Origin of the sequence: Deinococcus radiotolerans (genome assembly GCF_014647435.1) — a bacterium.
In the GTDB taxonomy this organism is placed as follows: Bacteria; Deinococcota; Deinococci; order Deinococcales; family Deinococcaceae; genus Deinococcus; species Deinococcus radiotolerans.
The window spans coordinates 872,338-893,250 of sequence record NZ_BMPE01000001.1 but is presented as its reverse complement, the minus strand read 5'-3'; the positions used below and the strand labels follow the sequence as shown (position 1 = coordinate 893,250).

Below are 20,913 nucleotides of genomic sequence, written 5' to 3'. Positions count from 1 at the left end.
AGTCTGTGCGCGAAGCTCGACCATTAGGCCTGACCTGGGTTCAGACAGCCATCACGGAAAGTTCAGCAGCGCTTCATGTCTACGGAACCGCTCAGATCAGGAACTGGCCGTTCTCCTGCACGACCTCGCCGTCCAGGCTCAGGCGGCCCCCGCGGCGCAGGTCCGTGATCAGGTCCCAGTGCACGGCGCTGACGTTCACGCCGCCCGTCTCCGGGTAGCTCTTGCCGATCGCGAGGTGCACGGTCCCGCCGATCTTCTCGTCGAACAGGATGTTCCCGGTCGGCACCTGAATGCCGCTGTTCGTGCCGATGCCCAGTTCACCCAGTCGCCGGGCGCCCGGGTCAGTGTCCAGCGCGGCGTGCAGGGCCGCCTCGCCCTCGTCGGCGCTGGCGTTCACGACCAGCCCCCCGCGGAATTCCAGGCGGGCGCCGCGCACCATCACGCCCTGGTACTCGGCGGGCACCGTGAACGTCACGACGCCCTCGGCGCTGTCCTCCAGGGGCCCGGTGAACACCTCGCCGCTGGGCATGTTGCGCTTGCCGTCACTGTTCGCCCAGGTGCGGCCCCCCACGCGCAGGGTCAGGTCCGTGCCGGGCGCCTCAATCCGCACGACGTCCGCGCGGGTCAGGCGCTCGATGATGCGGGCCTGCGTCGCGCGGACCTCGCCCCAGGCGGCCACCGGGTCGGCGCGGTCGAGGAACATGGCGCGCATCACGAAATCCCCGAACTGCGCCTCACTCATGCCCGCCTGCGCCGCCGCGTACACGGTCGGGTATAGCGTGAGGCTCCATTTCTTCCGCGCGCGGGCCGACGCGACCGGCGCGTTCGCCGCGAGCAGCCGGGCGCGGCGCGCGGCGTCCACGTGACGCGGCTCGGCGGGCGTCAGGACGCGCAGGCTGCCGTCCAGCGCCTCCACGTCCGACAGGTCCGCCGGGTGGATGGCGTCCAGCACCGCGTCACTGGCCAGCTCCGCGAAGTCCTCCTGCTGCCCCGGGTAGTCCACGCGCACCACGGGCCGCGCGCCGCGCGTGAGGAGCGCCCGCGTCACCGCCCGGATCAGCGGCGTCGCCTCCTGCCCGCCCGCGACCAGCAGGCGCTCGCCCGGCGCGGCCGACAGGCAGTAGTCGGCCAGCAGGGCCGCGTGAAGGTCCGGGTCATACGCGATCAGGTGGGTGTGCATGCCCGCGAGGCTACCGCATCCGCCGGTTCAGGACGTGCGGCGCCCCGGTGCGGCCCGGACGGTGGCCGCGCCGTCTGGACGCCGGTCCAGGGCAGGAGCAGGGTTGGGTTCCGCGCCGCGCAGGCGGCCGGAGCGGACCACGCCCGCCAGCAGCAGCAGGCCCAGCACGCTCAGCGTGACCAGCAGCAGCCGGATCGCGCCGGACGTACCGGACCCCAGCAGTGGCAAGTTCACCTGCGGGGCCAGCACGCGGTCCACCAACGGGCCCGACAGGGCGGCGGCCAGGGGCAGCGTGGACATGCCCAGCATGCGCCGCAGCGCGAACACCGTGCCCTGAATCTCCAGGGGCGTCTGCTGTAGCCAGATCGCCTGATTGGCCGTGCCGAACGCCGCGATGCCTAGCGCGATCAGGGCCGCGCAGGCCGCCCACACGCCCGGCGCGCCACTCAGGCCGGTGCCCAGCACGCCCAGCAGGACCAGCGTCCACCCGGCCACGAACACCGGCGTCTGCCGTGACCAGCCGCGCCACACGCTGAGCAGCGCGCCGCCCAGTAGGGCCGCCCCGCCGCCCGCCATGGACACCTGCGCCAGCCGGCCCTGCCCGCCCGCCTCCAGCGACAGGACGAGGGGGGTGAGCAGCGCGGCGTACACGCCCTGTACGAAGTACCCGCCGGTCAGCACCAGTTGCAGCGTGAGCAGGGGGCGCCGCGCGGCCAAGAAGCGCAGGCCGCGTCGCAGCGTGTCCCGCAGACCCAATGGCGCGGCGAGGGGCGTGTCGGCCCCGGTGCGGGCGGGCAGGCGCAGCAGCAGCACGCTCCCCAGCGCGAGGACGCTCCCCAGGACGTCCAGGGCCACCACGCCGCCCAGACCCACGCGCGGGTACAGCAGTGCCCCGAGCGGCGCGGCCAGCACGCCACTGGCTGACAGGGCCAGCATCTGCACGCCGCTGCCCCGCGTGTACTCGTCGGGCCGAAGGAGCGCGCGGGCCGCCGCGGACGCTGCGGGCCAGTGAAAGGCTGTGAACACCGATTCGGCCGCCAGCAGCGCGTACAGCAGCGCGGGCGTGAGCTGCCCCGCGTGCAGCAGACCCAGCGTGAGCAGGGCCAGAAGCAGCCGCGCGCCGTCCCCGAGGGCCAGGACGCGGCGCAGGTGCGTGTGCCAGCGGTCCACCAGCGCCCCCACCCACGGCGCCGCCAGGAACGCCGGGAGGGTCGTGGCCAGCGTGACCAGACTGCTCGCCGTGACCGAGTGCGTCTGGTCCCACAGCCACACCGCCTGCGCGAACGCTGTCAGGCCCAGGCCCAGCGCGCCCACACCCTGACCGGCCCACAGCAGCGCGTACGCCCGCAGGCCCTGAAGATGAAGAGGAGTGGTCATACGGCACCGTAGGCGCCCCTCTTGTTCCACCACCACCCGTCCTGTGAACTAGAGGCATGCCGCCCCACCGCATCACGACCGCCGCGGCCGCCGCGCTCCTGACGCAGGTGGACACCGCGCAGTTCCTCAAGCCCTTCATGCGCTCCGAGCAGACCGTCGCAGCCGCCGCACGCGAACTGGGCGTACCGTTCAAACGCCTGCACCACGCCGTGGGGCGCTTCGTGGCGGCCGGCCTGCTGACCGTCACCGGCCAGCGCGCCCGGCGTGGGCGCCCCATGACCACCTACCGCGCCGTCAGTGACACCTTCGAGGTGGACGTGGCCGCCCTGTCCCTGACCGACCGGGAACGCACCTTCGGGGACGGCTACTGGAACCGCCGCGTGCTGGACCGCATGGCCCGCGCCGCGCACGACGTGCAGGTCATTCACGTTCACCTGAATGACCAGGGCAGCCTCGTCATCCAGCACGGCCCTGAATCCCCGCCCGCCGCGCCCGGCGCCCTGTGGCAGCTGCGGACCGCCACCCTGCGCCTCACGCCGCAGGAGGTCCGTGACCTGCAACGCGACCTGGAAGCCGTGATCGCCACGTACAGCAGCCGGGAGGAAGGCCAGCGCGTGGGGCTGCGCGTGGACCTGCTGGACCTGAATTGACCGGCCCGCCGCACGGTCTGGGCAGGGTCCGGCGCCCTTCAAGTGCAGTGCGGTATCCTCGCCGGATATGACGGTGCCTGTCCCAGCCGCGCTCGACCCCCTGAACACCGCAGTCCTGACCATCACCTGCCCCGACCGGGGCGGGATCGTCGCGGCGGTCTCGCAGTTCCTGCACAACCACGGCGCGAACATCCTGCACAGCGACCAGCACAGCACCGACCCGGCGGGCGGCACGTTCTTCATGCGCATGGAATTCCACCTCGCGGGCCTGGACCTCGCCCGGGACCAGTTCGAGCGGGCCTTCGCGACCGTCGTCGCCGCGCCGTTCGGCATGGAGTGGCGCGTCGCGTACACCACGCAGCCCAAACGCATGGCGCTGCTCGTCAGCCGCTACGACCACTGCTTCCTGGACCTGCTGTGGCGCAAGCGACGGGGCGAACTGAACATCGAGATCCCGCTGATCATCAGCAACCACGACGACCTGCGCCGCGACGCGGAGATGTTCGGCATTCCCTTCCACGTCGTGCCCGTCACGAAGGACACCAAGGCCGAGGCGGAAGCCGAGCAGGTGCGCCTGATGCACGAGGCGGGCGCGGACTTCGCCGTGCTGGCCCGCTACATGCAGATCCTCAGCGGGGACTTCCTGCGGGCCTTCGGGCGGCCCGTCATCAACATCCACCACTCGTTCCTGCCGGCCTTCGTGGGCGCCAACCCCTACCGCGCGGCCTTCAACCGGGGCGTGAAACTGATCGGCGCGACCAGCCATTACGTCACCGAGGAACTCGACGCCGGGCCGATCATCGCGCAGGACGTCATTCCGGTCACGCACCGCGAGACGCCCGACAGCCTGATGCGTATCGGGCGGGACGTCGAACGGCAGGTGCTGGCCCGCGCCGTGAAAGCCCACGTGGAAGACCGCGTGCTCGTGTACGGCAACAAGACCGTCGTGTTCTGATAGCGGGTTGCAGGGGCGTTGAGATGTTCGCAGGGCGCCTCAACGAGCAGAGTGAAAGGCCGTCAACACCAGCACTTGGATGTGGAAGTGAAGGTCGTGCCGTTCGCCTTTCGATTGGACTGGAAACCGCCGTGAGTTCCCCGGGGGCCCGCCCTGTCCCTTGAGCTTACCGATCGGTCAGGTTAGGCTGACGGGCATGGCGACCCTGTACCTCGTGCTCCTGACCCTCCATAACCTCAACCGCTGGCTGATCCTCATTGCGGGCATCTGGGCCCTGATCCGCACTGTGCCCGGCGCGTCCGGTGGGCGGACCTTCACGCCCGCCGACCGCCGCCCGGTCGTGATGTTCATGGGCAGCCTGCACCTGCAGGTCGTGCTGGGCCTGCTGCTGTTCGCGTTCATGGGCATGCAGAACATCCCCGTGTTCGCGGGTGCGCCGCGCACCAGCTTCCAGTGGGAGCACCTGGGCCTGGGCCTCATCGCCGCCGTGTTCGGCACCCTGGCCAGCGTGCAGGCCCGCAAGGCCGCCACCGACCAGGGCAAGTTCCGCGCCGCGACCCTCTGGACGGCGCTGAGCCTCGTGACCATCCTGCTCGCCATTCCCTGGTGGCGGCCCCTGCTGCGCTTCTTCACGCAGTAACCCGTAGCAGAGGAGGAGGGCCCGTGCGTACCGGGGCCCTCCTCCTCTGCCTCTGCCACAGTTGTCGGTCAGCGGCCGGGTTCGATGATGACCTTGCCGGTCGTCCGGCGGTTCAGGAGGTCCTCGAAGGCCTGCACGCTCTGATCCAGGGCGTAGGTCGGGCCCACCTGTGGGATGACCTTTCCGCTGCCGACCAGCTCGGCCAGGACGCGCGCGGCCTCGGCGGTGGCGGGCACGTCGCTCATGAGGCTGGTCAGCCACAGGCCCGTGACCGTCAGGTTGCGTTTCATGAGTTCCACGGGGCGCAGGTTCGCCTGCTCGCGGCTGGCGTTGCCGATCACGATAATCCGGCCGCGGCTGGCGGCCATGTCGAGGCTCTCCTGGAAGCGCTTGCCACCCACGACCTCCAGGATCAGGGGCACACCTTTGCCGCCCGCCGCGTCGCGGACCTTCTTCACGCGGTCCGGGTCGTCCTGGAGGATGGTGACGTCCGCGCCCAGGGTGCGGGCGATCTCCAGTTTCTCGTCGGTGCTGGCCAGCGCGATGACGTTCATGCCCAGCGCCTTGGCGAGCTGGATGCTGGCGGTGCCCAGCGCTCCGGCGGCGGCCTGCACGAGCACCCACTCGCCCGCCTCGCCGCGCCCGAGGGTTTTCAGGCCGTGGTAGGCGGTGAAGTACGACACGGGGAACGCGGCGGCCTGCGCGCCACTCAGGGTCTGTGGGACGGGGATCAGCCCGGCGGCGGGCACGGTGGCGTACTCGGCCATGGCGCCGCTGCCGCCCAGCGCGGCGACGCGCGTGCCGACCTGCACGCCCTGGACACCTTCACCCAGGGCGTCCACGATCCCGGCGAATTCCATGCCGGGCGTGTACGGCACGCGCGTGCGGGTGAGGTACTCCCCGGCGACGGCCAGCGCGTCGGCGAAGTTGATCCCGACGGCCTCGACGCGCACGCGGACCTCGCCGGGGGCGGGGGAGGGGACGGGCGTGTCCTGGAGCTGCATGACGTCGGGCGGGCCGAGGCGTTCCACGCGGATGGCGCGCATGCTGGCCTGCGGGGTGGCGGCAGTCTGGCTGTCGGTCATGCCCGGCAGCATACCCCGCCCCCGCGCGGAAGTGAACGTCAACGTACACTCTGAACGTGAACGTGTTTGACCGTCCCGGCCTTTCATGGAAAGCTGGGGCCGCAGACCCGCAGCCCCAACCCAACCGCCCCGCAGGAGGCCCCGCATGAGCACCGAGAACATCGTCGCGCAGTCCCGCCAGGACGACGTCCTGATCCTGACCATCCAGAACCCGCCCGTGAATGCCTTCAGCCCCGGCGTCCCGGAGGGCCTCAAGGCCGGACTGGACGCCGCCGCCGCAGATGACAGCGTCAAGGCCGTCGTGATCATCGGCGGCGGGCGCACCTTCGTGGCCGGGGCGGACATCAAGACCTTCAACATGCCCCGCGAGCAGGCGCCGGACCTGCGCGGCACCATCGAAAAACTGGATGCCTTCCCCAAACCCACCGTCGCCGCCATCCACGGCACGGCGCTGGGCGGCGGGCTGGAACTCGCCATGGGCTGCACGTACCGCGTGGCGACCCCCGACGCGCAGCTGGGCCTGCCCGAAGTGAAACTCGGCGTCCTGCCCGGCGCGGGCGGCACCCAGCGCCTCCCCCGCGTGGTCGGCGCCCAGAAGGCGCTGGACATGATGCTCAGCGGCAACCCGATCAAGGCGACCGAAGGGCAGGAGGTCGGCCTGATCGACCGCCTGATCGACGGGGACCTCCTGAGCGGCGCGGTCGCCTTCGCCCGCGAGGTCGCTGACACCCGGCCCCTCCCGCGCATCAGTGACCGCGGCGTGGACGGCGCGGCCCCCGAGGTCTTCGCCGCCGCCCGCCAGGGCATCAAGAAATCCCACCGCGGGCAGCTGTCCCCGGAACTCATCATCGACCTTGCCGAGATGGCCGCCAGCGTCCCCTTCCAGGAGGGCTGGACCGCCGAGGCGACGAAGTTCATGCAGGCGAAGGACTCCCCGCAGTCCCGCGCGCTGCGGCACGTGTTCTTCGCCGAGCGTGAAGCCGCGAAGATCCCCGGCCTGGGCAAGGACACGCCCACGCTGGACATCCGCCGCGCCGGGATCATCGGGGCGGGCACCATGGGCGGCGGCATCGCCATGAACTTCCTGAACGCCGGCATCCCCGTGACCATCGTGGAGACCACCCAGGAGGCGCTCGACCGGGGCCTGGGCGTCATCCGCCGCAACTACGAGAACACCGCCAAGAAGGGCCGCATGAGCCAGGGCGACGTCGAGACCCGCATGGGCCTCCTGACGCCCAGCCTCGACATGGGCAGCCTCGCGGACGCCGACATCATCATCGAGGCGGTGTTCGAGAACATGGACGTGAAGAAGGACATCTTCACGCGGCTCGACGCCATCGCCAAACCCGGCGCGATCCTCGCCACGAACACCAGCACCCTGGACGTGAACGAGATCGCCGCCGTCACCAGCCGCCCCGAGAGCGTCATCGGCCTGCACTTCTTCAGCCCCGCCAACGTCATGAAACTGCTGGAGATCGTCCGCGCCGATAAGACCAGCGACACGGTGCTGGCGACCAGCATGGCCCTCGCCCGCAAGATCAGGAAGGTGGGCGTGGTCGTCGGCGTGTGCGACGGCTTCGTCGGGAACCGCATGGTGCACCGCTACGGCGAGGAAGCCCGCCAGCTCGTCGAGGAAGGCGCTCGCCCCGAGGACGTGGACGCCGCCATGAACGCCCTGGGCCTCCCCATGGGACCCTTCCAGATGAGCGACATGGCCGGACTCGACATCGGCCACGCCATCCGCGTGCACCGCGCCAAGGTCAGCGGCGAACCCGAACCGGACGGCTGGCTTGACCGGATCGTGAAGACCGGCCGCAAGGGCCAGAAGACGGGGGGCGGTATCTACGACTACGACGAGACCCGCAAACCCCGCCCGAACGCGGACGTGCAGGCCCTGATCGACACGTACCGCGCCGAGAAGGGCGTCACGCCCCGCGACATCAGCACCGAGGAACTCACCAAACGCCTCGCGTACACCCTGGTGAACGAGGGCGCCCAGATCCTCGACGAGGGCATCGCCGCGCGGGCCGGGGACATCGACGTGATCTACCTGTACGGCTACGGCTTCCCCGCCTACCGCGGCGGCCCCATGCAGTACGCCGACGAGATGGGCCTGAAAAACGTCGTGGCCGACCTCGAACGCTACGGCCAGACGCCCGCACCCCTCCTGAAGCGCCTCGCGGACGAGGGCGGCAGCTTCGCCGGGCTGGACGCCGGCCGGGGGCGCTGAGACCAGGGCCATGAGCGTCACCCCGTACCTGACCCAGGCGCTCCTCCCGGCAGGCACCGACCTGACCCGGCTGGGGAGGTCACCTTCGGCGGGTACCGCTTCTTCCTCGCGCTGGACGACGGCACAGGGGAGGGCAGCGAACTGGCCGGGCTGCGCGACGTGATCCTGAAGGTCGCCACCGACGCGGAGCGCGGGCAGACCTTCGAGGCGGTGCTGACCTTCGGCGGCCTGAGTCCCGACCCGACCCTGGATCACTTCAACGACGCAGTGTTCCTCATGGAAGCCGTCGAGGCGCTGTGCCCTGGCGCGGTCCTGTTCGACCCGCAGTCCGGCGAGCGGATCTAGCACTCATTGGGAAAAGCAGCGGGCCGGAGGATGCCTCCCTCCGGCCCGCTGCTCTGTTCCGGAGTCGGTCAGCCCGCGGTGCCGGACGTGGCCAGGGTGCCGTCGGTGGGCTCGTCGTGGCGGACGCTCTTGTACCACCCACGCCGACCGGTGAAGTGGTTGAACAGCGCCAGCGGCAGCGACCACAGCGTGATCGCGCTGAACACCGGCAGGGTCAGCATGATGTACCCCACCGTCCAGGCTGGCAGGCGGCGCTCGGCGCGGTACCGCAGCGCCCAGCTGAGCTGGAAGGCCAGGGGCAGCAGGGTGAACACCGTGCCCACCCACGCGGGGGACGTGAAGCCGTGCCAGCCGAACGCGCGGCGCAGCGGCTGCGACAGCAGGCTGATGATCATCAGGGTGTTCAGCCATGGCCCGAGAATCAGGTACGTGAAGTCGGCCAGTGTAACGGGATGGGCGCGCGCGCCCCATAGGCGGCCCAGGTAGCGCAGGCACTGCATGGTGCCCTGAATCCAGCGGGCCCGCTGACGCATGAACGGTACAGGGCTGATCATGCCCTGCTGGCCCACATGCGCGGTCAGCAGAGCGATGCGGGCCCTGGGGTCGTGCAGGCGGATTTCCAGCGCGCTGCCGAAGTCCTCGAGCAGCACGTCCGGCCAGGGCTGCACGCCACGCGCGAGCTGACCGGCGACGTAGCTGGCGCGCATGCACTGGCCGTTGCCGGTCAGGGACGCGGTGCCCGCCCAGTGCCGGACCCGCTGGTAGTGACCCATGATGAAGTTCTCCAGGTCCTGCTGGATCAGCAGGACGCGGGCCAGGGCGCCCTGAAGGCCCGGGAGCTCACTGGTCGTCTGGCGGTAGCGCATCCACCCCTGCGCGGCCAGCACGTGCGGGTCCTGAAACGCGCCCCGCACCTGCGGAACGAAATCGGGGCCGATGCGGCCGTCGGCGTCCAGGCCCACGAACACGTGCGCGCTGAGGTCCTCTCCCTGCATCTCGGGTTCGGCGAGCAGGCGCGTGACGGCCCAGTTCATGGCGCGGCCCTTGTTCTGCCGCGCTTCGGGGAATTCGCGGCGCAGCAGCCGCACGCCGGGGTCGCGCTGCGCGAACGCGCGGACGATGTGGTCGGTCCCGTCGTCGCTGGCGTCGTCGATGACGATGACGCGGGCGTCTGGAGCAACGGTGCGCAGGTTCTGGAGGGTCGCCTCGATGACCTGCGACTCGTTCAGGGCGGGGATCAGGAACGTGACGTGCACGCCTGTAGCTGCGTGGGGGATGCGGCGGGGGCGCATCAGGGCACTGGCGGTCTGCTGCACGACGTACAGCGCGAACAGGACGAGGCCGAGAATGTCGAGGAAGGCGAGGAAGTTCATCAGTGGGGGCTCCGGGTGGGGACGCGGGCGTCCCAGCAGGGCACTATGACATTAACCGGGTCTTCATGCCGGGAAGTTGAGGCACGTTCGGGCGTGGGGGACCGTTCCAGACGTCACCCACGAAAGACGCTAGACTCAGTTCATGAATATTCCGCTGGGGGGAGCTGTCCCCGACGCCGGAACGGGTGGCGGTCCCCGGTCCGCCGCGACGCCCCTGCGGCTGGCCGTCCTAACCGACGCGCCGCGCGTGGCGGGCAGTGAACTGTGGCTGCTGTACATCCTGCCGCGCCTCCTGCCGGGTGGCGTGCGGCCCACCGTGTTCCTGCGGGTGGGGGAGAGCCTGGACTGGCTGGCCGGGCAGTTCGGGGGAGCGGGCATTCCAGTGCAGCGCTTCACCGACCTGACGGGGCTGCCGGACCTGACCCGCGACTTCGACCTGCGCCTGCTACAGGCCTGGGACCCCGGCACGTACCTGCGTGTGCTGCCTGGGTTGGCCGCGCCCACGCTGGTCGTGTCGCACGATCAGCTGGACTACCACTACGCGCCGCCCCTGCGGGCACTGTACCGCGAGACGTACCGCTTCACGAAGGCAATCCCGCTGCGCCGCGCCGGGCACCTGCTGACCGTGTCGCGCTGGGGCGCCGACTTCCTGCGCGGCCCGATGGGCCTGCGGGACACGACTTTCGTCACGAACGGCGTGGACCCCGAGCAGTTCCGGCCCGCTACCCCGAAAGACCGCGCGGCGCTGCGCGCGGAGTTCGGATTCACGCGCTTCACCGTCCTGATCCCGGGTCGCTTCACGCCCGAGAAAAACCAGTGGATGAGCGTCCGGGCCGCCCGGCACGCCCCGGACCTGGATTTCGTGTTCGTGGGCGACATGGACTCCAGCGTGGGCACGCTGGCACAGGCGTACGCGAAGCGCCTGGGCCTGAAGAACGTCCGGTTCCTGGGACGCCGCTGGGACATGCCAGAGCTGTACCGCGCGGCGGACGCGCTGCTGCAACCCACCCTGGCGGAAAACCAGTCGCTGGTGACGCTGGAGGCCATGGCGTCCGGCCTCCCGGTCATCACCACGGACATCCCGGCGCAAACAGAGCTGGTGCAGGACGGCGTGACCGGCCTGACGGTGCCCGCGCAGCCGGACGTGCTGGCCCGCGCCCTGCAGGCCCTCGCGGCGCACCCGGAGCGCACCCGGGACTTCGGGCGGGCCGCGCGGCAGTTCGTCCTCGACCACCACACCACCGATCACACCGCCGCGCTCGTTCTGGCTGAACTGCGGCGCCTCGTCCCCCACCCCTCACCTGCGGCGCACGCCGCGAAGGAGCACCCCCATGCCTGAAGCTGTCATTGTCTCCACTGCCCGCACCCCCATCGGCAAGGCCTACCGCGGCTTCCTGAACGACACGCACGGCAGCGACCTGGGCGCGCACGCCGTCACGCACGCCATTGCCCGCGCGGGCGTGGACCCCGCCGAGATCGAGGACGTCATCATGGGCGCCGGGAACCCCGAGGGCGCCACCGGCAGCAACATCGCCCGGCAGATCGCGCTGCGCGCCGGACTGCCCGTCAGCGTGGCCGGGCAGACCGTGAACCGCTTCTGCTCCAGCGGCCTGCAGACCATCGCCACCGCCGCGAACAGCGTCATGGCCGGCCAGGGCGACATGTACGTCGCGGGCGGCCTGGAAAGCATCACGCTGACTCAGAACGAACACGCGAACAAGTACCGCCTGCGCGGCGAGTGGCTCATGGAGCACAAGCCCGCCATCTACATGCCCATGCTGGAAACCGCCGAGATCGTCGCCAAGCGCTACGGCATCACCCGCGAGCAGCAGGACGAGTACGCGTACCACTCGCAGATGCGCACCGCCCGCGCCCAGCAGGCCGGGCTGTTCGAGCACGAGATCGTCCCCATGACCGCCACCATGAAGGTGCAGGACAAGGCCACCGGCGAGATCAGCGACCAGACCGTCACCCGCACCCTGGACGAGGGCAACCGCGCCGACACCACCCTGGAAGGCCTGGGCAAACTCAAGCCCGTGTTCGAGGGCGGCGTGATCACCGCCGGGAATGCCAGCCAGCTCAGTGACGGCGCGGCGGCCGTGGTCGTCATGAACGCCGACGTGGCCCGCGAACGCGGCCTCGCCCCGCTGGGTCTGTTCAAAGGCTTCGCCATCGCCGGGTGCGAACCCGACGAGATGGGCATCGGCCCCGTGTTCGCCGTGCCGAAACTCCTCAAGCGGCACGGCCTCACGGTGGACGACATTGACCTGTGGGAACTGAACGAGGCGTTCGCCGTGCAGGCCCTGTACTGCCGCGACCACCTCGGCATCGACCCCGAGAAGTACAACGTGAACGGCGGCTCCATCAGCATCGGGCACCCCTACGGCATGAGCGGCGCGCGCCTGACCGGGCACGCCCTGCTGGAAGGTAAGCGCCGCGGCGCCAAGCATGTGGTCGTCACCATGTGCATCGGCGGCGGCATGGGCGCGGCGGGCCTGTTCGAAGTGCTGTAAAGGACTGGCGTGAGCGGGCCGTGGGGGTGACCCTGCGGCCCGCTCACTGGTGTCTGGGAGAGGTCGGACTGCTGCGACCATGGACGGCGGGCTGGACAGGGCCGGTCGTGAAGCTGGGTCGCCTGATGGTCAGGGCCTGAGCGTGCCGGGAACCCAAGGGTGGGGTGGTGGTGAGTGAGCCCGCGTCGGCCATCGACGGTGCGTGCGCTGGGCCGACTGGCAGAGGGCGTCTGATGGTTCATATGGCTGTCGGCACGTCACAATCACTTAACATCAAACGAATTAGACTGTGGGCATGACCACCACGCCCCTCACCCCGCACGGCCTGCACCACGTCACCGCCGTCACCGCCGACGCCCGCGCCAACCTCCAGTACTACACCCAGACCCTCGGCCTGCGCCTCGTGAAGAAGACCGTCAACCAGGACGACGTCACCGCCTATCACCTCTTCTACGCCGACCGCGACGGCACGCCCGGCAGCGACCTCACCTTCTTCCAGTGGAACGTTCCACGCGAACAGCCCGGCAACAACAGCGTCAGCCGCACCAGCCTGCGCGTCCCCACCGGCACCCTCGACTGGTGGCAGGCGCACCTGACCGCCAGCGGCACCCCCGTCACGCCCGTCACCCGCCACGGCCGGCCCCACCTGGACTTCAGCGATCCCGAAGGTCAGCGCCTCAGCCTTGTCGAGGGCGGCCCAGACGGCACCCCGTGGGAGGGCAGCCCCATCCCCACCGAGAAGCAGATCCTCGGCCTGGGCCCCAGCGAACTCACCCTCCCGAACCTGTTCCCCACCACCCGCGTCCTGGAGCGCGCCTATCACCTCACCCCGGCGGGCACGTACCCCGACCCGGAACAGCCCACGCGCACCATCCACGTGTACGCCATGAATGACGGCGGCCCGCACGCCGAACTGCACCTGCGCATCGACCCGACCCTGCCCCCCGCCCGGCCCGGCGCGGGCGGCGTGCACCACATCGCCCTGCGCGTCCAGGACGACCAGTACCACGACTGGTACGCCCACCTGAGCAGCCTCGGCCTGCGCACCAGCGGCGAGGTCGACCGCCACTGGTTCCACAGCATCTACTACCGCGAACCGCAGGGCGTCCTGATCGAACTCGCCACCGACGGTCCCGGTTTCGCCGTGGACGAACACCCCGACCACCTCGGTGAGACCCTGGTGCTCGCCCCGTTCCTCGAACCGCATCGCCAGCAGATCGAAGCGGGCCTGACACCCCTGACCTGAAACAACAGACAACACGCCGCCCCGTTCACGTGGGGCGGCGCGTTGTCTGTTGACTTACTGGCAGTCCACGACTGGGAACGCCTGCGGGGACTCCAGCACATTGCTGTACCGGCCCTGCGCGTCCACCCCCTGAATCTTCACGGACGTGTTGCCCTTCACGTCCAGAATCACGGGATTCACCACGATCGCCTGCGCGCCCAGCCGACCCGGCAGGCTCAGCGGCGCGGTGCCTCTGCCCAGCGTCGCGGTCAGCTGCGCGCTCCCGCTGTAATCCGCCGACCCGTACGAGTAGAAGTTGAAGTTCTGAACGCCATCCGTCTTGGCGCCCTCGAACTGCAGGTACACCTGCTTCAGCCCGCCCGTCCAGGTGAGGTTCACGTACATCTCCGTGGACTTGTTGTCACAGATGATGTACGACCCAGCCGCAATAAAATTGCCGTTCTGGTCCGTGTAATCCACCGCCGTCTGATACTGCGTGCTGTAGGAGAACGTCCCCAGGTTCAGGGCGCTGGAACCCGGCGTGCCCGGCTGGAACGGACCGGGCACGCTGACGTTCACAGCGCAACCCGCGAGGGTGATAGCAAGGGCAGAGGCGACCAGCGCGATCTTTTTCATACCTCTCACTGTGCCTGCCGAACCTGACGCGCTCGTGACGCTCAGCTAAGTCAACGTGAGAAAAGAGAAAACCCCCACTCACAGGCGGGGGTCCACGGGACGTACGAATTCAGCGGCTCAGCGGCTGGGCAGTTGCGCCGTAACAGGTGCTGTACACATCCGTGGTGCCCAGGCCACGGCTGGAGATGGCAATACTCGACGTGCTGGTCTTCACCAGTAGGTCAGCGTAGAACGCCCCGACCCGATCAGCGGTGTTCACCGATACGGCCTTCACCGGACGGATCGTGGGTTGCGTCGGCGTCACAATAATGGACGCAGGCAGCACGTTCCCCTGTGCAGAATCGAAGTCGAAGACGGCCACGTAGTACCCTTCCGAATCTTTCGTGAGGTTTGCGGCGTTAATCGTGACGGAATCAGATGCCGACGTGTTCGTCACTCCTCGCAGTGTCACCTGCACCGACTGCACCGAACCGGCTGCCGCGAAGCGCACCACCACCTGCGTCGTCGTGCTCATGTTCGTGCCGCTGTTCACCATGTCGCAGCCCACGTAACGGGCCGGGCTGGTGCCCTGGACGGCGTACTCCGTCTTGACATCCACCACGCGTGCGCTGCCGCTGCCGTCCGGGGCCACACCAGACGTCCCGCAGCTGGCCAGAAGACCCGTCAATCCCACTGCCGCCAACATCATCTTCTTCATGCCAGTTACTCTGCCTGCCTGTGCGGTGACCTGCGTGATACCCGCTTTGAGGTTTGCTCAGTAAATGAAGAAAAGCCCCACACTGGGTGGGGCCTGGACCGGGACTTGGGTTTTACAGCGTGCAGGTGGCGTAGACCGGCAGGGCCACGGTACTTGCCAGGTTCACGCTGCTGCGGCTGCGGTTGATCACGATGTCCGCCTTCAGGGTAGCGACGGGGCTGCCGCTGACGGTCACGGCGGTGACGGGGGCCACAGCGCTGTTCACGGTGAGGCTACCGGTGCTCTTGCGGGTGACCGGCAGCAGGTACTCGCCGTCCTTCGTGCCCTTCAGGAGGTAGTTTCCGGCGACGTCGGTGGAGGCCACGACCTGCCCGGCGGCGTCTTTGAGGTTCACCTTGACGCTCTGGATCGTGCCGCCCGCGGCAAGGCCGATGACCAGCTGCGTGCCGCTGTCGGCGCCGTTCACGGCGTTGCACAGGACCGGTGCGCCGGCCGTGGTGTGGCTGGTCGAGACGCTCAGGATCTTTTCACTGCCGTCGCTGCCGCCCAGCGCGGTGCCGCAGGAGGCGAGGACGAGGGGGGTGGCGAGGACGGCGAGCATCACTTTCTTCATGTGGTTCACTTTCGCGCCTGAGCCGGTTCTTAACATGATGGTTCCCTGAGAAGCGCCCGAGGTCGGGCGGTCGCACTGTGAACGCCGCCTCATGTCCATCGTGGGGCGGCGTTCTGTAGGCGTCAGGCCATGGCCAGGGGTGAGGTCAGAGCGGCCGCTTCCGGATTCAACCTCGGCACCTCGGGCAGGTCGGTGCCACTGGCGTCAACCAGTCGGGCGTACATCATGTGGGGCGTCGCATGCTCAATCCGCGCGAGGTGCACGCCGGGGCCGGTCACGCCGACCGCCTTGGGAACCACGGTGGGGTGATTGCCGCGCGTATGGCCTTCAAGGAAGCCGCTGTCGTGCGCGTCGCCGCGCAGCAGCAGTTCCTGTACCGTGCCGACCTTCGCCGCATTCTTGCGGGCGCTCCAGTCTTTCTGCCGGGCGATCAGGCGCGCCAGCCGCTCGGTCTTCACCTCTCGGGGCAGGTCATCGAAGTGCTTGTAGCTGGGCGTACCGGGGCGGGGGGAGTACGCGAACATGTACGCGCTGTCAAACCCCACCTCGTCGTACAGGCTGAGCGTCTCCTGGAAGTCCTCCTCGGTCTCGCCGGGGAAGCCCACGATGATGTCTGTCGCCAGCACCGCGTGCGGCAGGTGCCGGCGGATGTCCGCCACGTGCTTCAGGTACTGCTCACGGGTGTACTCGCGCGCCATGCGGCGCAGCACGCGGCTGCTGCCACTCTGCACGGGCAGGTGCACGTACTCGCAGATGGCGGGCGTCTCGGCCATGGCCGCCGCGACGTCCTCCGTGAAGTTCATCGGGTGACTGGTCGTGAACTTCACGCGCCGCACACCACTCTGACCCACCAGGCGCAGCAGGTTCGCGAAACTCGGGTAGCTGCCCAGCCGCGCGCCCTGATCCACCCCGTACGCGTTCACGTTCTGCCCCAGCAGCGTCACCTCCTGCACGCCCGCCGCCAGCAACAAGTCCAGTTCCCGCAGAATGTCATCCGGGTGGCGGCTCACCTGCGGGCCGCGCGTTGTCGGCACGATGCAGTACGTGCAGTGATGATCACAGCCGCGCATGATCGTCAGGTGCGCCTGCAATTTCCCCACCGGGGGCGGCGGCACGTGATCATGCAGTTCATCCCGGAACGCCAGGCCCCAGAACCGCTCGTTGCTCTCCAGCGCCTTGCCGATATCCAGCAGGCTCCCGGGCCCCAGCAGCACGTCCACACCGAACTTCCGGGCCATCTGCTGCCCCTCGTCCAGCTGCGCCAGGCAGCCCATCATCCCGACCACCAGCGGCCGCTGCGCCTTCACCTTCCGTAGGTCCCCCAGCAGGCTCCGGACCTTCTCCACGGGCTTGCCGCGCACCGCGCAGGTGTTGATCAGGATAAAATCCGCCTCATCCACGCCCTGCACGATGTCCGCGCCGAAGCTGACCAGCTGCGACTCCACGAGATGCGTGTCGTACTCGTTCATCTGGCACCCGTAGGTGATCAGGTGAGCTTTCATGTGTTCCTCCCACGTTCAGCCTGACGGATGGATTCCGGGGCCTTTCCCACGCCCCCGCGCAGGCAGGGGCAGCGACAGGGATTCTAGCGGGTCGCGGGACAATCATTGGAGGCGGCAGGTGCGGTCCCGCAGTGGCGCGGCGCGGGGCACACTGGGGGCATGACCAGCCCGACCATCCGTCCTGCCGGGCCTGGGGTGCTGGCCACGCCGTTCTGGCGGCGGCTGGCGTTCACGTTCCCGGCGTCGTACGCGTTCCTGTCGCTGGGTGTGGGGACGCAGCCGCTGCTGCCCCTGTCGACGCTGCCCTGGGTGCGGCAACTGGCGGATGGGGTCAGCCGGGCGGTCTTTCAGGTGCCGGTGCCGCTGATGCCTCAACCGACCGGGAGTGGGGATACGGCGTTCGACTGGGCGTGGATGGTGTGCCTGCTGCTGCTGGCCGCGGGGACTGGGCTGGTCTTGGCGGCGCGGCAGCTGGCTGCGCCCACGGCGGGCCAGCAATCGGCGCTGCGGACGTTCCTGCGGGTGGTGCTGATCTGGTGGCTGACCACGTACGGCCTGAGCAAGTTCGCGTTCTCGCAGTTCGGGTTGCTGGGCAGCTGGCAGCTGGTGGTCACGTATGGCGAGTCCAGTCCGATGGGGCTGCTGTGGCGGTTCATGGCGGCCAGCCCCGGGTATCAGCTTGTGGCGGGCGTGGCCGAGGTGCTGCTCGCGCTGCTGCTCCTGCACCGCCGCACCGTGACGCTGGGTGCGCTGGTTGCGGCGGTCACGTTGACGAACGTGTTCGCCTTGAACCTCTTCTACGACGTGCCGGTGAAGCTGTTCAGTGGACACCTGCTACTGGCGGCGCTGCTGCTTCTGGCGCTGGACGCGCGGCGGCTGCTGGCCGCGTTCACCGGAGGCGCGGTGGCGGCTGCTGCGTGGTCGCCGCGTCCGGTGTGGCGGAGGGCGCTGCCGTGGCTCCTCACGGCGCTCATCGTGGTGCAGGTGGGGCTCAGCCTCCGCACGGGCCTCCAGATGTTGCAGGAGGATCGGGTGTTCACGCAGTACAGTCCGGCGCCACTCAAGACCCGGGGCTTCAACCTGATTCAGGAAGAGCCGTTCAACCGGTAGGTTCGCTCAGGGCTGCTTGGGTACGGGGCGCAGGCTCACGCCGTAGCTGAGTGCCTCGCGGCCCAGCAGGACGGTGCGCAGGTGCCCGTCCAGACTGATCTTGCCATCCGTGTCGCGCCGCACGACGTAGAGGTTCACGCGGTGCGTGCCGTTCTCGAACAGCTGCAACGTGATCTCGGTGCCGTCCACGAGGCGTTTGAAGCTGCCGCTCCCGGCGTACACCTTGCGGCTTTCCAGATTCACGAGGCTGCCGCTGGCCCGCCCGTCCCGCTCCACGAGGCCCAGCGTCAGGCGGTACGGGACCCGCCCGGTGGGCCCGTTGCCTTCACCCTCGTACACGCCGTTCACCTGCCGTTCCAGTGGCGTGACCGCAGGAAAGTACGCGCCCCACGCGCAGCCGCTCAGGGCGGGGGGCAGCAGGAGCAGGGCGGCGGTCAGCGCGGGGCGGGTGGGCACGGTGGGGCGCATGCGGGGCAGCGTACGCGCGCCTCATGAACTGGGGCTGACCGGTTCAGCGGACGCGGGGCAGGCGGACGGGGTAACTGATGCCGTTCACGCGCAACGTGCCCGTCAGCCGGGTGGCGGTCACGGTGGCCGCCAGGGTGCCGCTGGCCTTCAGGGGCACGTTGCTGATCCCGAAGCCCAGCAGGCTGGCGTTCAGGCGGGGGCTGTCACCGGGGTCGATCTTCGCGGTGAGTGTCTCGCCGTCCGAGGTGGGCAGTTGCGTGCCGCTCAGCGTGAACGTGTCGCCGCTGCTGAGGTTGCGGTACTCGCCGCGCGCCTCGTGCGTGACGGGATTGACGGTGTACGTGACGCGCAGTTTCTGCGGGAGGAGCAGGAAGCGCGCCTCGCCCTCATACGTGAACGTGGGCTGCGTCTGGGTGGTGGGCGCGCAGGCGGACAGACTGATCACCAGGGGCAGAACGCTCAGCGCAAGCGGGCGCTTCATGCGGTCCCCAGCGCGCGTTCCAGCGTGCGGGCCACGCCCAGCAGGCGGTCGTCCTGGCCGCGTGGGGCGATCAGCTGCGCGCCAACGAAGGCCGTGCGGGTGGGCAGGGCCACCACGGGCACGCCCAGCAGGCTGAACGGCGCGGTGAGGCGCAGCACGGCCCGCCGCAGCGGCGTGGGGCCACCGGGCAGGCTCACCTCGTCCTGTCCCTGCGCTGGGGGCGGGGTGGGCACGGCCGGGGCCAGCAGCAGGTCATACTGGGTCAGCAGGTGATCGAGTGCCGTCCGGTAGTCCGCGCGGCGGGCGTGCGCGGCCTGCACTTCCTCGGGCGTGAGGCGGGCGCCCTGACGCAGGGACGCGAGCGTGAACGGCAGGAATCCCGGGTCATCGTCATTCAGCGCGGCGTGGTGTACCTGCGCGGCCTCGCTCAGCACGATGGGCGAGTAGGCGTCCAGCACCTCCGGGAAGTCCACGGAATGCACAGTCGCGCCCTCCTGATGCAACGTCTGCGCCACGTCCAGCAGCGCGGCGCGCACGTTCGCCGTGACCCAGCCGTCCGGCAGCCACAGGCCCACCCGCAGGCCGTTCAGGGGCGCCGCAGGCACGGGCTGCCCGGTCAGCGCCTCATGCACGCGCGTGACCGTCGCCACGTCCCGCGCCAGCGGCCCCGCGTGATCGCACGTGACGGACAGCGGCAGGACCCCCGCCGTCGGCCACGCCGGGTGATCCTTGCTGGGCTTGAAGCCCACCACGCCGCACCACGCGGCGGGCACGCGGATGCTGCCGCCCGTGTCCGTGCCCAGCGCGAACGTCACCTGCTCCAGGGCGACGCTGACGGCCGCGCCGCTGCTGCTGCCGCCCGGCACGCGCCCCGGCAGGGTGGGGTGATCGGTGCCGCCGAAGCCGTTGGCGCCCGTGATGCCCAGCGCGATCTCGTGCAGGTGCGTCTTGCCGACCGCCGCTGCGCCCAGCGCCAGGAGGCGCTCCACCAGTGGGCTCACGCCCGGGTCCGGGACCGGCGCGCGCGTACTGGCCCGCAGCGGCCACCCGGCCACGCCGAACAGGTCCTTGACGCTGAACGTCAGCCCGGACAGCGGCCCGTGCGGCGCGCCGGGCTGGGGAGAGGCCGGAATGAACGCCCAGGCCCGCTGTGGGTCGGGCCAGCCAGTGGGGGAAACGGGGTCGGTCACGCCCGCAGCGTAGCGCGCGGCGCTTGCGCCGCCCTGCCCCGGGGCGCACCAACGCTCAGAACGGGATGATCGGGTTCTGCTTCCACTGACCCTGCGACAGCGTGAACGGCCCGAACTGCTGTAGGCCCAGCGGGCCGAAATCAGCGGTGAAGCCGCCATCCACGCGGTAGGTGACCAGCTGCCCGCGCGCGACTTTCAGGAAGGACGCGGCGGTGTTCAGCGTCACGGGGACGCTCGCCTGCGCCAGCTGATCGGCCGCGCCGCGCGCGGGAATGGCGACGTTCGGGAAGTTCACGTCCCCGACGTTCGCCCCGTCAATGATCAGGGCCCCCGCGAGATTCGCCACGCGCAGCGGCAACGGGTTCGGGTTCGTGACCCGCAGGTTCATGGTTAGGTTCGCGACCGGGGCGCGGCCGAACCCGCCCGGCAGGGTCAGGCTGGTGAGACGCACGCCCTGCACCTCCACCTGGGGCACCTGCACGATCTGTTGCAGGGGCGCGCAGGCGCCCAGGGCCAGGGCGGGCAGAACGGCAGTCAGGGCGAACATGGGGCGCATGCCGCCCAGCGTAGCCCCGCAAGCTCACGCGAAGCTGACCGGTTCATGAAGTGCGCCGCGGGGCTGAGGCGGGACTGCTACGCTGCC

21 protein-coding genes are annotated in these 20,913 nt (G+C 69.7%); 9 read left to right on the top strand and 12 right to left on the bottom strand.

Features of this window, described 5'->3' with window-relative positions:
* Positions 1–91: 91 nt before the first annotated feature.
* Both IEY63_RS04370 and IEY63_RS04365 read right to left on the bottom strand, forming a co-directional pair.
* Positions 92–1,180, bottom strand: coding sequence for an aminopeptidase (locus tag IEY63_RS04370; protein ID WP_189067708.1), 1,089 nt, complete (start codon positions 1,178–1,180; stop codon positions 92–94).
* Between the two features lie 27 nt (positions 1,181–1,207).
* Positions 1,208–2,557 (bottom strand): MFS transporter, encoded by a 1,350-nt coding sequence (locus IEY63_RS04365; RefSeq protein ID WP_189067707.1) that lies wholly within the window; start codon positions 2,555–2,557, stop codon positions 1,208–1,210.
* Between the two features lie 56 nt (positions 2,558–2,613).
* Between IEY63_RS04365 and IEY63_RS04360 the strand changes: the two genes are divergently transcribed.
* The 3 genes from IEY63_RS04360 to IEY63_RS04350 all read left to right on the top strand — a co-directional run bounded on the left by IEY63_RS04360 (position 2,614) and on the right by IEY63_RS04350 (position 4,802).
* Positions 2,614–3,207, top strand: a complete 594-nt coding sequence (locus IEY63_RS04360) for a hypothetical protein (protein ID WP_189067706.1) — start codon at positions 2,614–2,616, stop codon at positions 3,205–3,207.
* A gap of 67 nt (positions 3,208–3,274) precedes the next feature.
* Positions 3,275–4,162, top strand: coding sequence for a formyltetrahydrofolate deformylase (gene purU, locus IEY63_RS04355; RefSeq protein ID WP_189067705.1), 888 nt, complete (start codon positions 3,275–3,277; stop codon positions 4,160–4,162).
* Positions 4,163–4,358: 196 nt separating this feature from the next.
* Positions 4,359–4,802: a hypothetical protein gene (locus tag IEY63_RS04350; protein ID WP_189067704.1), complete on the top strand. Its 444-nt coding sequence runs from the start codon at positions 4,359–4,361 to the stop codon at positions 4,800–4,802.
* A gap of 68 nt (positions 4,803–4,870) precedes the next feature.
* On the opposite strand, the gene IEY63_RS04345 is transcribed toward IEY63_RS04350, so the two are convergent.
* A complete protein-coding gene (locus IEY63_RS04345; RefSeq protein WP_229784465.1) occupies positions 4,871–5,887 on the bottom strand; it encodes an NADPH:quinone oxidoreductase family protein in 1,017 nt (338 codons plus the stop codon).
* Between the two features lie 145 nt (positions 5,888–6,032).
* On the opposite strand from IEY63_RS04345, the gene IEY63_RS04340 reads away from it, so the two are divergent.
* Together IEY63_RS04340 and IEY63_RS04335 are read left to right on the top strand one after the other, a co-directional pair.
* Positions 6,033–8,117: a 3-hydroxyacyl-CoA dehydrogenase NAD-binding domain-containing protein gene (locus tag IEY63_RS04340; RefSeq protein WP_189067703.1), complete on the top strand. Its 2,085-nt coding sequence runs from the start codon at positions 6,033–6,035 to the stop codon at positions 8,115–8,117.
* 159 nt (positions 8,118–8,276) lie between these two features.
* Positions 8,277–8,462: a hypothetical protein gene (locus IEY63_RS04335; protein ID WP_189067702.1), complete on the top strand. Its 186-nt coding sequence runs from the start codon at positions 8,277–8,279 to the stop codon at positions 8,460–8,462.
* Between the two features lie 68 nt (positions 8,463–8,530).
* Here IEY63_RS04335 and IEY63_RS04330 read toward each other — a convergent pair whose 3' ends face one another.
* On the bottom strand, positions 8,531–9,835 hold the full coding sequence (locus IEY63_RS04330; protein ID WP_189067701.1) for a glycosyltransferase family 2 protein: 1,305 nt from the start codon (positions 9,833–9,835) through the stop codon (positions 8,531–8,533).
* 142 nt (positions 9,836–9,977) lie between these two features.
* Between IEY63_RS04330 and IEY63_RS04325 the strand changes: the two genes are divergently transcribed.
* From IEY63_RS04325 to IEY63_RS04315, 3 genes are all read left to right on the top strand, one after another.
* Positions 9,978–11,174 carry a glycosyltransferase family 4 protein gene (locus IEY63_RS04325; RefSeq protein WP_189067700.1) on the top strand — a complete coding sequence of 399 codons (1,197 nt, stop codon included), beginning with the start codon at positions 9,978–9,980 and terminating at the stop codon, positions 11,172–11,174.
* A complete protein-coding gene (locus tag IEY63_RS04320; RefSeq protein WP_189067699.1) occupies positions 11,167–12,348 on the top strand; it encodes an acetyl-CoA C-acyltransferase in 1,182 nt (393 codons plus the stop codon). The genes IEY63_RS04325 and IEY63_RS04320 overlap by 8 nt, the downstream gene beginning before the upstream one ends.
* Positions 12,349–12,643: 295 nt before the next feature.
* Positions 12,644–13,594, top strand: a complete 951-nt coding sequence (locus IEY63_RS04315; RefSeq protein ID WP_189067698.1) for a ring-cleaving dioxygenase — start codon at positions 12,644–12,646, stop codon at positions 13,592–13,594.
* Between the two features lie 54 nt (positions 13,595–13,648).
* On the opposite strand, the gene IEY63_RS04310 is transcribed toward IEY63_RS04315, so the two are convergent.
* From IEY63_RS04310 to miaB, 4 genes are all read right to left on the bottom strand, one after another.
* Positions 13,649–14,209: a hypothetical protein gene (locus tag IEY63_RS04310; protein ID WP_189067697.1), complete on the bottom strand. Its 561-nt coding sequence runs from the start codon at positions 14,207–14,209 to the stop codon at positions 13,649–13,651.
* Between the two features lie 109 nt (positions 14,210–14,318).
* The gene (locus IEY63_RS04305) at positions 14,319–14,906 is read right to left on the bottom strand and encodes a hypothetical protein (RefSeq protein ID WP_189067696.1); all 588 of its coding nucleotides are present in this window, start codon (positions 14,904–14,906) and stop codon (positions 14,319–14,321) included.
* A gap of 112 nt (positions 14,907–15,018) precedes the next feature.
* Positions 15,019–15,519: a hypothetical protein gene (locus tag IEY63_RS04300; RefSeq protein ID WP_189067695.1), complete on the bottom strand. Its 501-nt coding sequence runs from the start codon at positions 15,517–15,519 to the stop codon at positions 15,019–15,021.
* Positions 15,520–15,641: 122 nt separating this feature from the next.
* Entirely contained in the window at positions 15,642–17,021 is a 1,380-nt protein-coding gene (gene miaB, locus IEY63_RS04295; protein ID WP_189067694.1) for a tRNA (N6-isopentenyl adenosine(37)-C2)-methylthiotransferase MiaB, read from the bottom strand.
* A 159-nt stretch (positions 17,022–17,180) separates the two neighbouring features.
* Between miaB and IEY63_RS04290 the strand changes: the two genes are divergently transcribed.
* A complete protein-coding gene (locus IEY63_RS04290; protein ID WP_189067693.1) occupies positions 17,181–18,131 on the top strand; it encodes a hypothetical protein in 951 nt (316 codons plus the stop codon).
* Positions 18,132–18,137: 6 nt separating this feature from the next.
* Here the strand turns inward: IEY63_RS04290 and IEY63_RS04285 are convergent, their stop codons facing one another.
* Genes IEY63_RS04285 through IEY63_RS04270 form a run of 4 tightly spaced genes read right to left on the bottom strand, consistent with a single transcriptional unit; the run spans position 18,138 to position 20,826 of the window.
* Positions 18,138–18,599 (bottom strand): hypothetical protein, encoded by a 462-nt coding sequence (locus IEY63_RS04285; RefSeq protein ID WP_189067692.1) that lies wholly within the window; start codon positions 18,597–18,599, stop codon positions 18,138–18,140.
* 43 nt (positions 18,600–18,642) lie between these two features.
* The gene (locus IEY63_RS04280) at positions 18,643–19,080 is read right to left on the bottom strand and encodes a hypothetical protein (RefSeq protein ID WP_189067691.1); all 438 of its coding nucleotides are present in this window, start codon (positions 19,078–19,080) and stop codon (positions 18,643–18,645) included.
* The gene (locus IEY63_RS04275; RefSeq protein ID WP_229784464.1) at positions 19,077–20,270 is read right to left on the bottom strand and encodes an amidase; all 1,194 of its coding nucleotides are present in this window, start codon (positions 20,268–20,270) and stop codon (positions 19,077–19,079) included. The genes IEY63_RS04280 and IEY63_RS04275 overlap by 4 nt, the downstream gene beginning before the upstream one ends.
* Before the next feature lie 55 nt (positions 20,271–20,325).
* Positions 20,326–20,826, bottom strand: coding sequence for an LEA/WHy family protein (locus IEY63_RS04270; protein WP_189067689.1), 501 nt, complete (start codon positions 20,824–20,826; stop codon positions 20,326–20,328).
* Positions 20,827–20,913 lie beyond the last annotated feature (87 nt).

Coding starts and splice junctions, on each gene's coding strand:
- IEY63_RS04370 (WP_189067708.1), bottom strand. CDS start 1,180: ATGCACACCCACCTGATCGCGTATGACCCGGACCTTCACGCGGCCCTG.
- IEY63_RS04365 (WP_189067707.1), bottom strand. CDS start 2,557: ATGACCACTCCTCTTCATCTTCAGGGCCTGCGGGCGTACGCGCTGCTG.
- IEY63_RS04360 (WP_189067706.1), top strand. CDS start 2,614: ATGCCGCCCCACCGCATCACGACCGCCGCGGCCGCCGCGCTCCTGACG.
- purU (WP_189067705.1), top strand. CDS start 3,275: ATGACGGTGCCTGTCCCAGCCGCGCTCGACCCCCTGAACACCGCAGTC.
- IEY63_RS04350 (WP_189067704.1), top strand. CDS start 4,359: ATGGCGACCCTGTACCTCGTGCTCCTGACCCTCCATAACCTCAACCGC.
- IEY63_RS04345 (WP_229784465.1), bottom strand. CDS start 5,887: ATGACCGACAGCCAGACTGCCGCCACCCCGCAGGCCAGCATGCGCGCC.
- IEY63_RS04340 (WP_189067703.1), top strand. CDS start 6,033: ATGAGCACCGAGAACATCGTCGCGCAGTCCCGCCAGGACGACGTCCTG.
- IEY63_RS04330 (WP_189067701.1), bottom strand. CDS start 9,835: ATGAACTTCCTCGCCTTCCTCGACATTCTCGGCCTCGTCCTGTTCGCG.
- IEY63_RS04325 (WP_189067700.1), top strand. CDS start 9,978: ATGAATATTCCGCTGGGGGGAGCTGTCCCCGACGCCGGAACGGGTGGC.
- IEY63_RS04320 (WP_189067699.1), top strand. CDS start 11,167: ATGCCTGAAGCTGTCATTGTCTCCACTGCCCGCACCCCCATCGGCAAG.
- IEY63_RS04315 (WP_189067698.1), top strand. CDS start 12,644: ATGACCACCACGCCCCTCACCCCGCACGGCCTGCACCACGTCACCGCC.
- IEY63_RS04310 (WP_189067697.1), bottom strand. CDS start 14,209: ATGAAAAAGATCGCGCTGGTCGCCTCTGCCCTTGCTATCACCCTCGCG.
- IEY63_RS04305 (WP_189067696.1), bottom strand. CDS start 14,906: ATGAAGAAGATGATGTTGGCGGCAGTGGGATTGACGGGTCTTCTGGCC.
- IEY63_RS04300 (WP_189067695.1), bottom strand. CDS start 15,519: ATGAAGAAAGTGATGCTCGCCGTCCTCGCCACCCCCCTCGTCCTCGCC.
- miaB (WP_189067694.1), bottom strand. CDS start 17,021: ATGAAAGCTCACCTGATCACCTACGGGTGCCAGATGAACGAGTACGAC.
- IEY63_RS04290 (WP_189067693.1), top strand. CDS start 17,181: ATGACCAGCCCGACCATCCGTCCTGCCGGGCCTGGGGTGCTGGCCACG.
- IEY63_RS04285 (WP_189067692.1), bottom strand. CDS start 18,599: ATGCGCCCCACCGTGCCCACCCGCCCCGCGCTGACCGCCGCCCTGCTC.
- IEY63_RS04280 (WP_189067691.1), bottom strand. CDS start 19,080: ATGAAGCGCCCGCTTGCGCTGAGCGTTCTGCCCCTGGTGATCAGTCTG.
- IEY63_RS04270 (WP_189067689.1), bottom strand. CDS start 20,826: ATGCGCCCCATGTTCGCCCTGACTGCCGTTCTGCCCGCCCTGGCCCTG.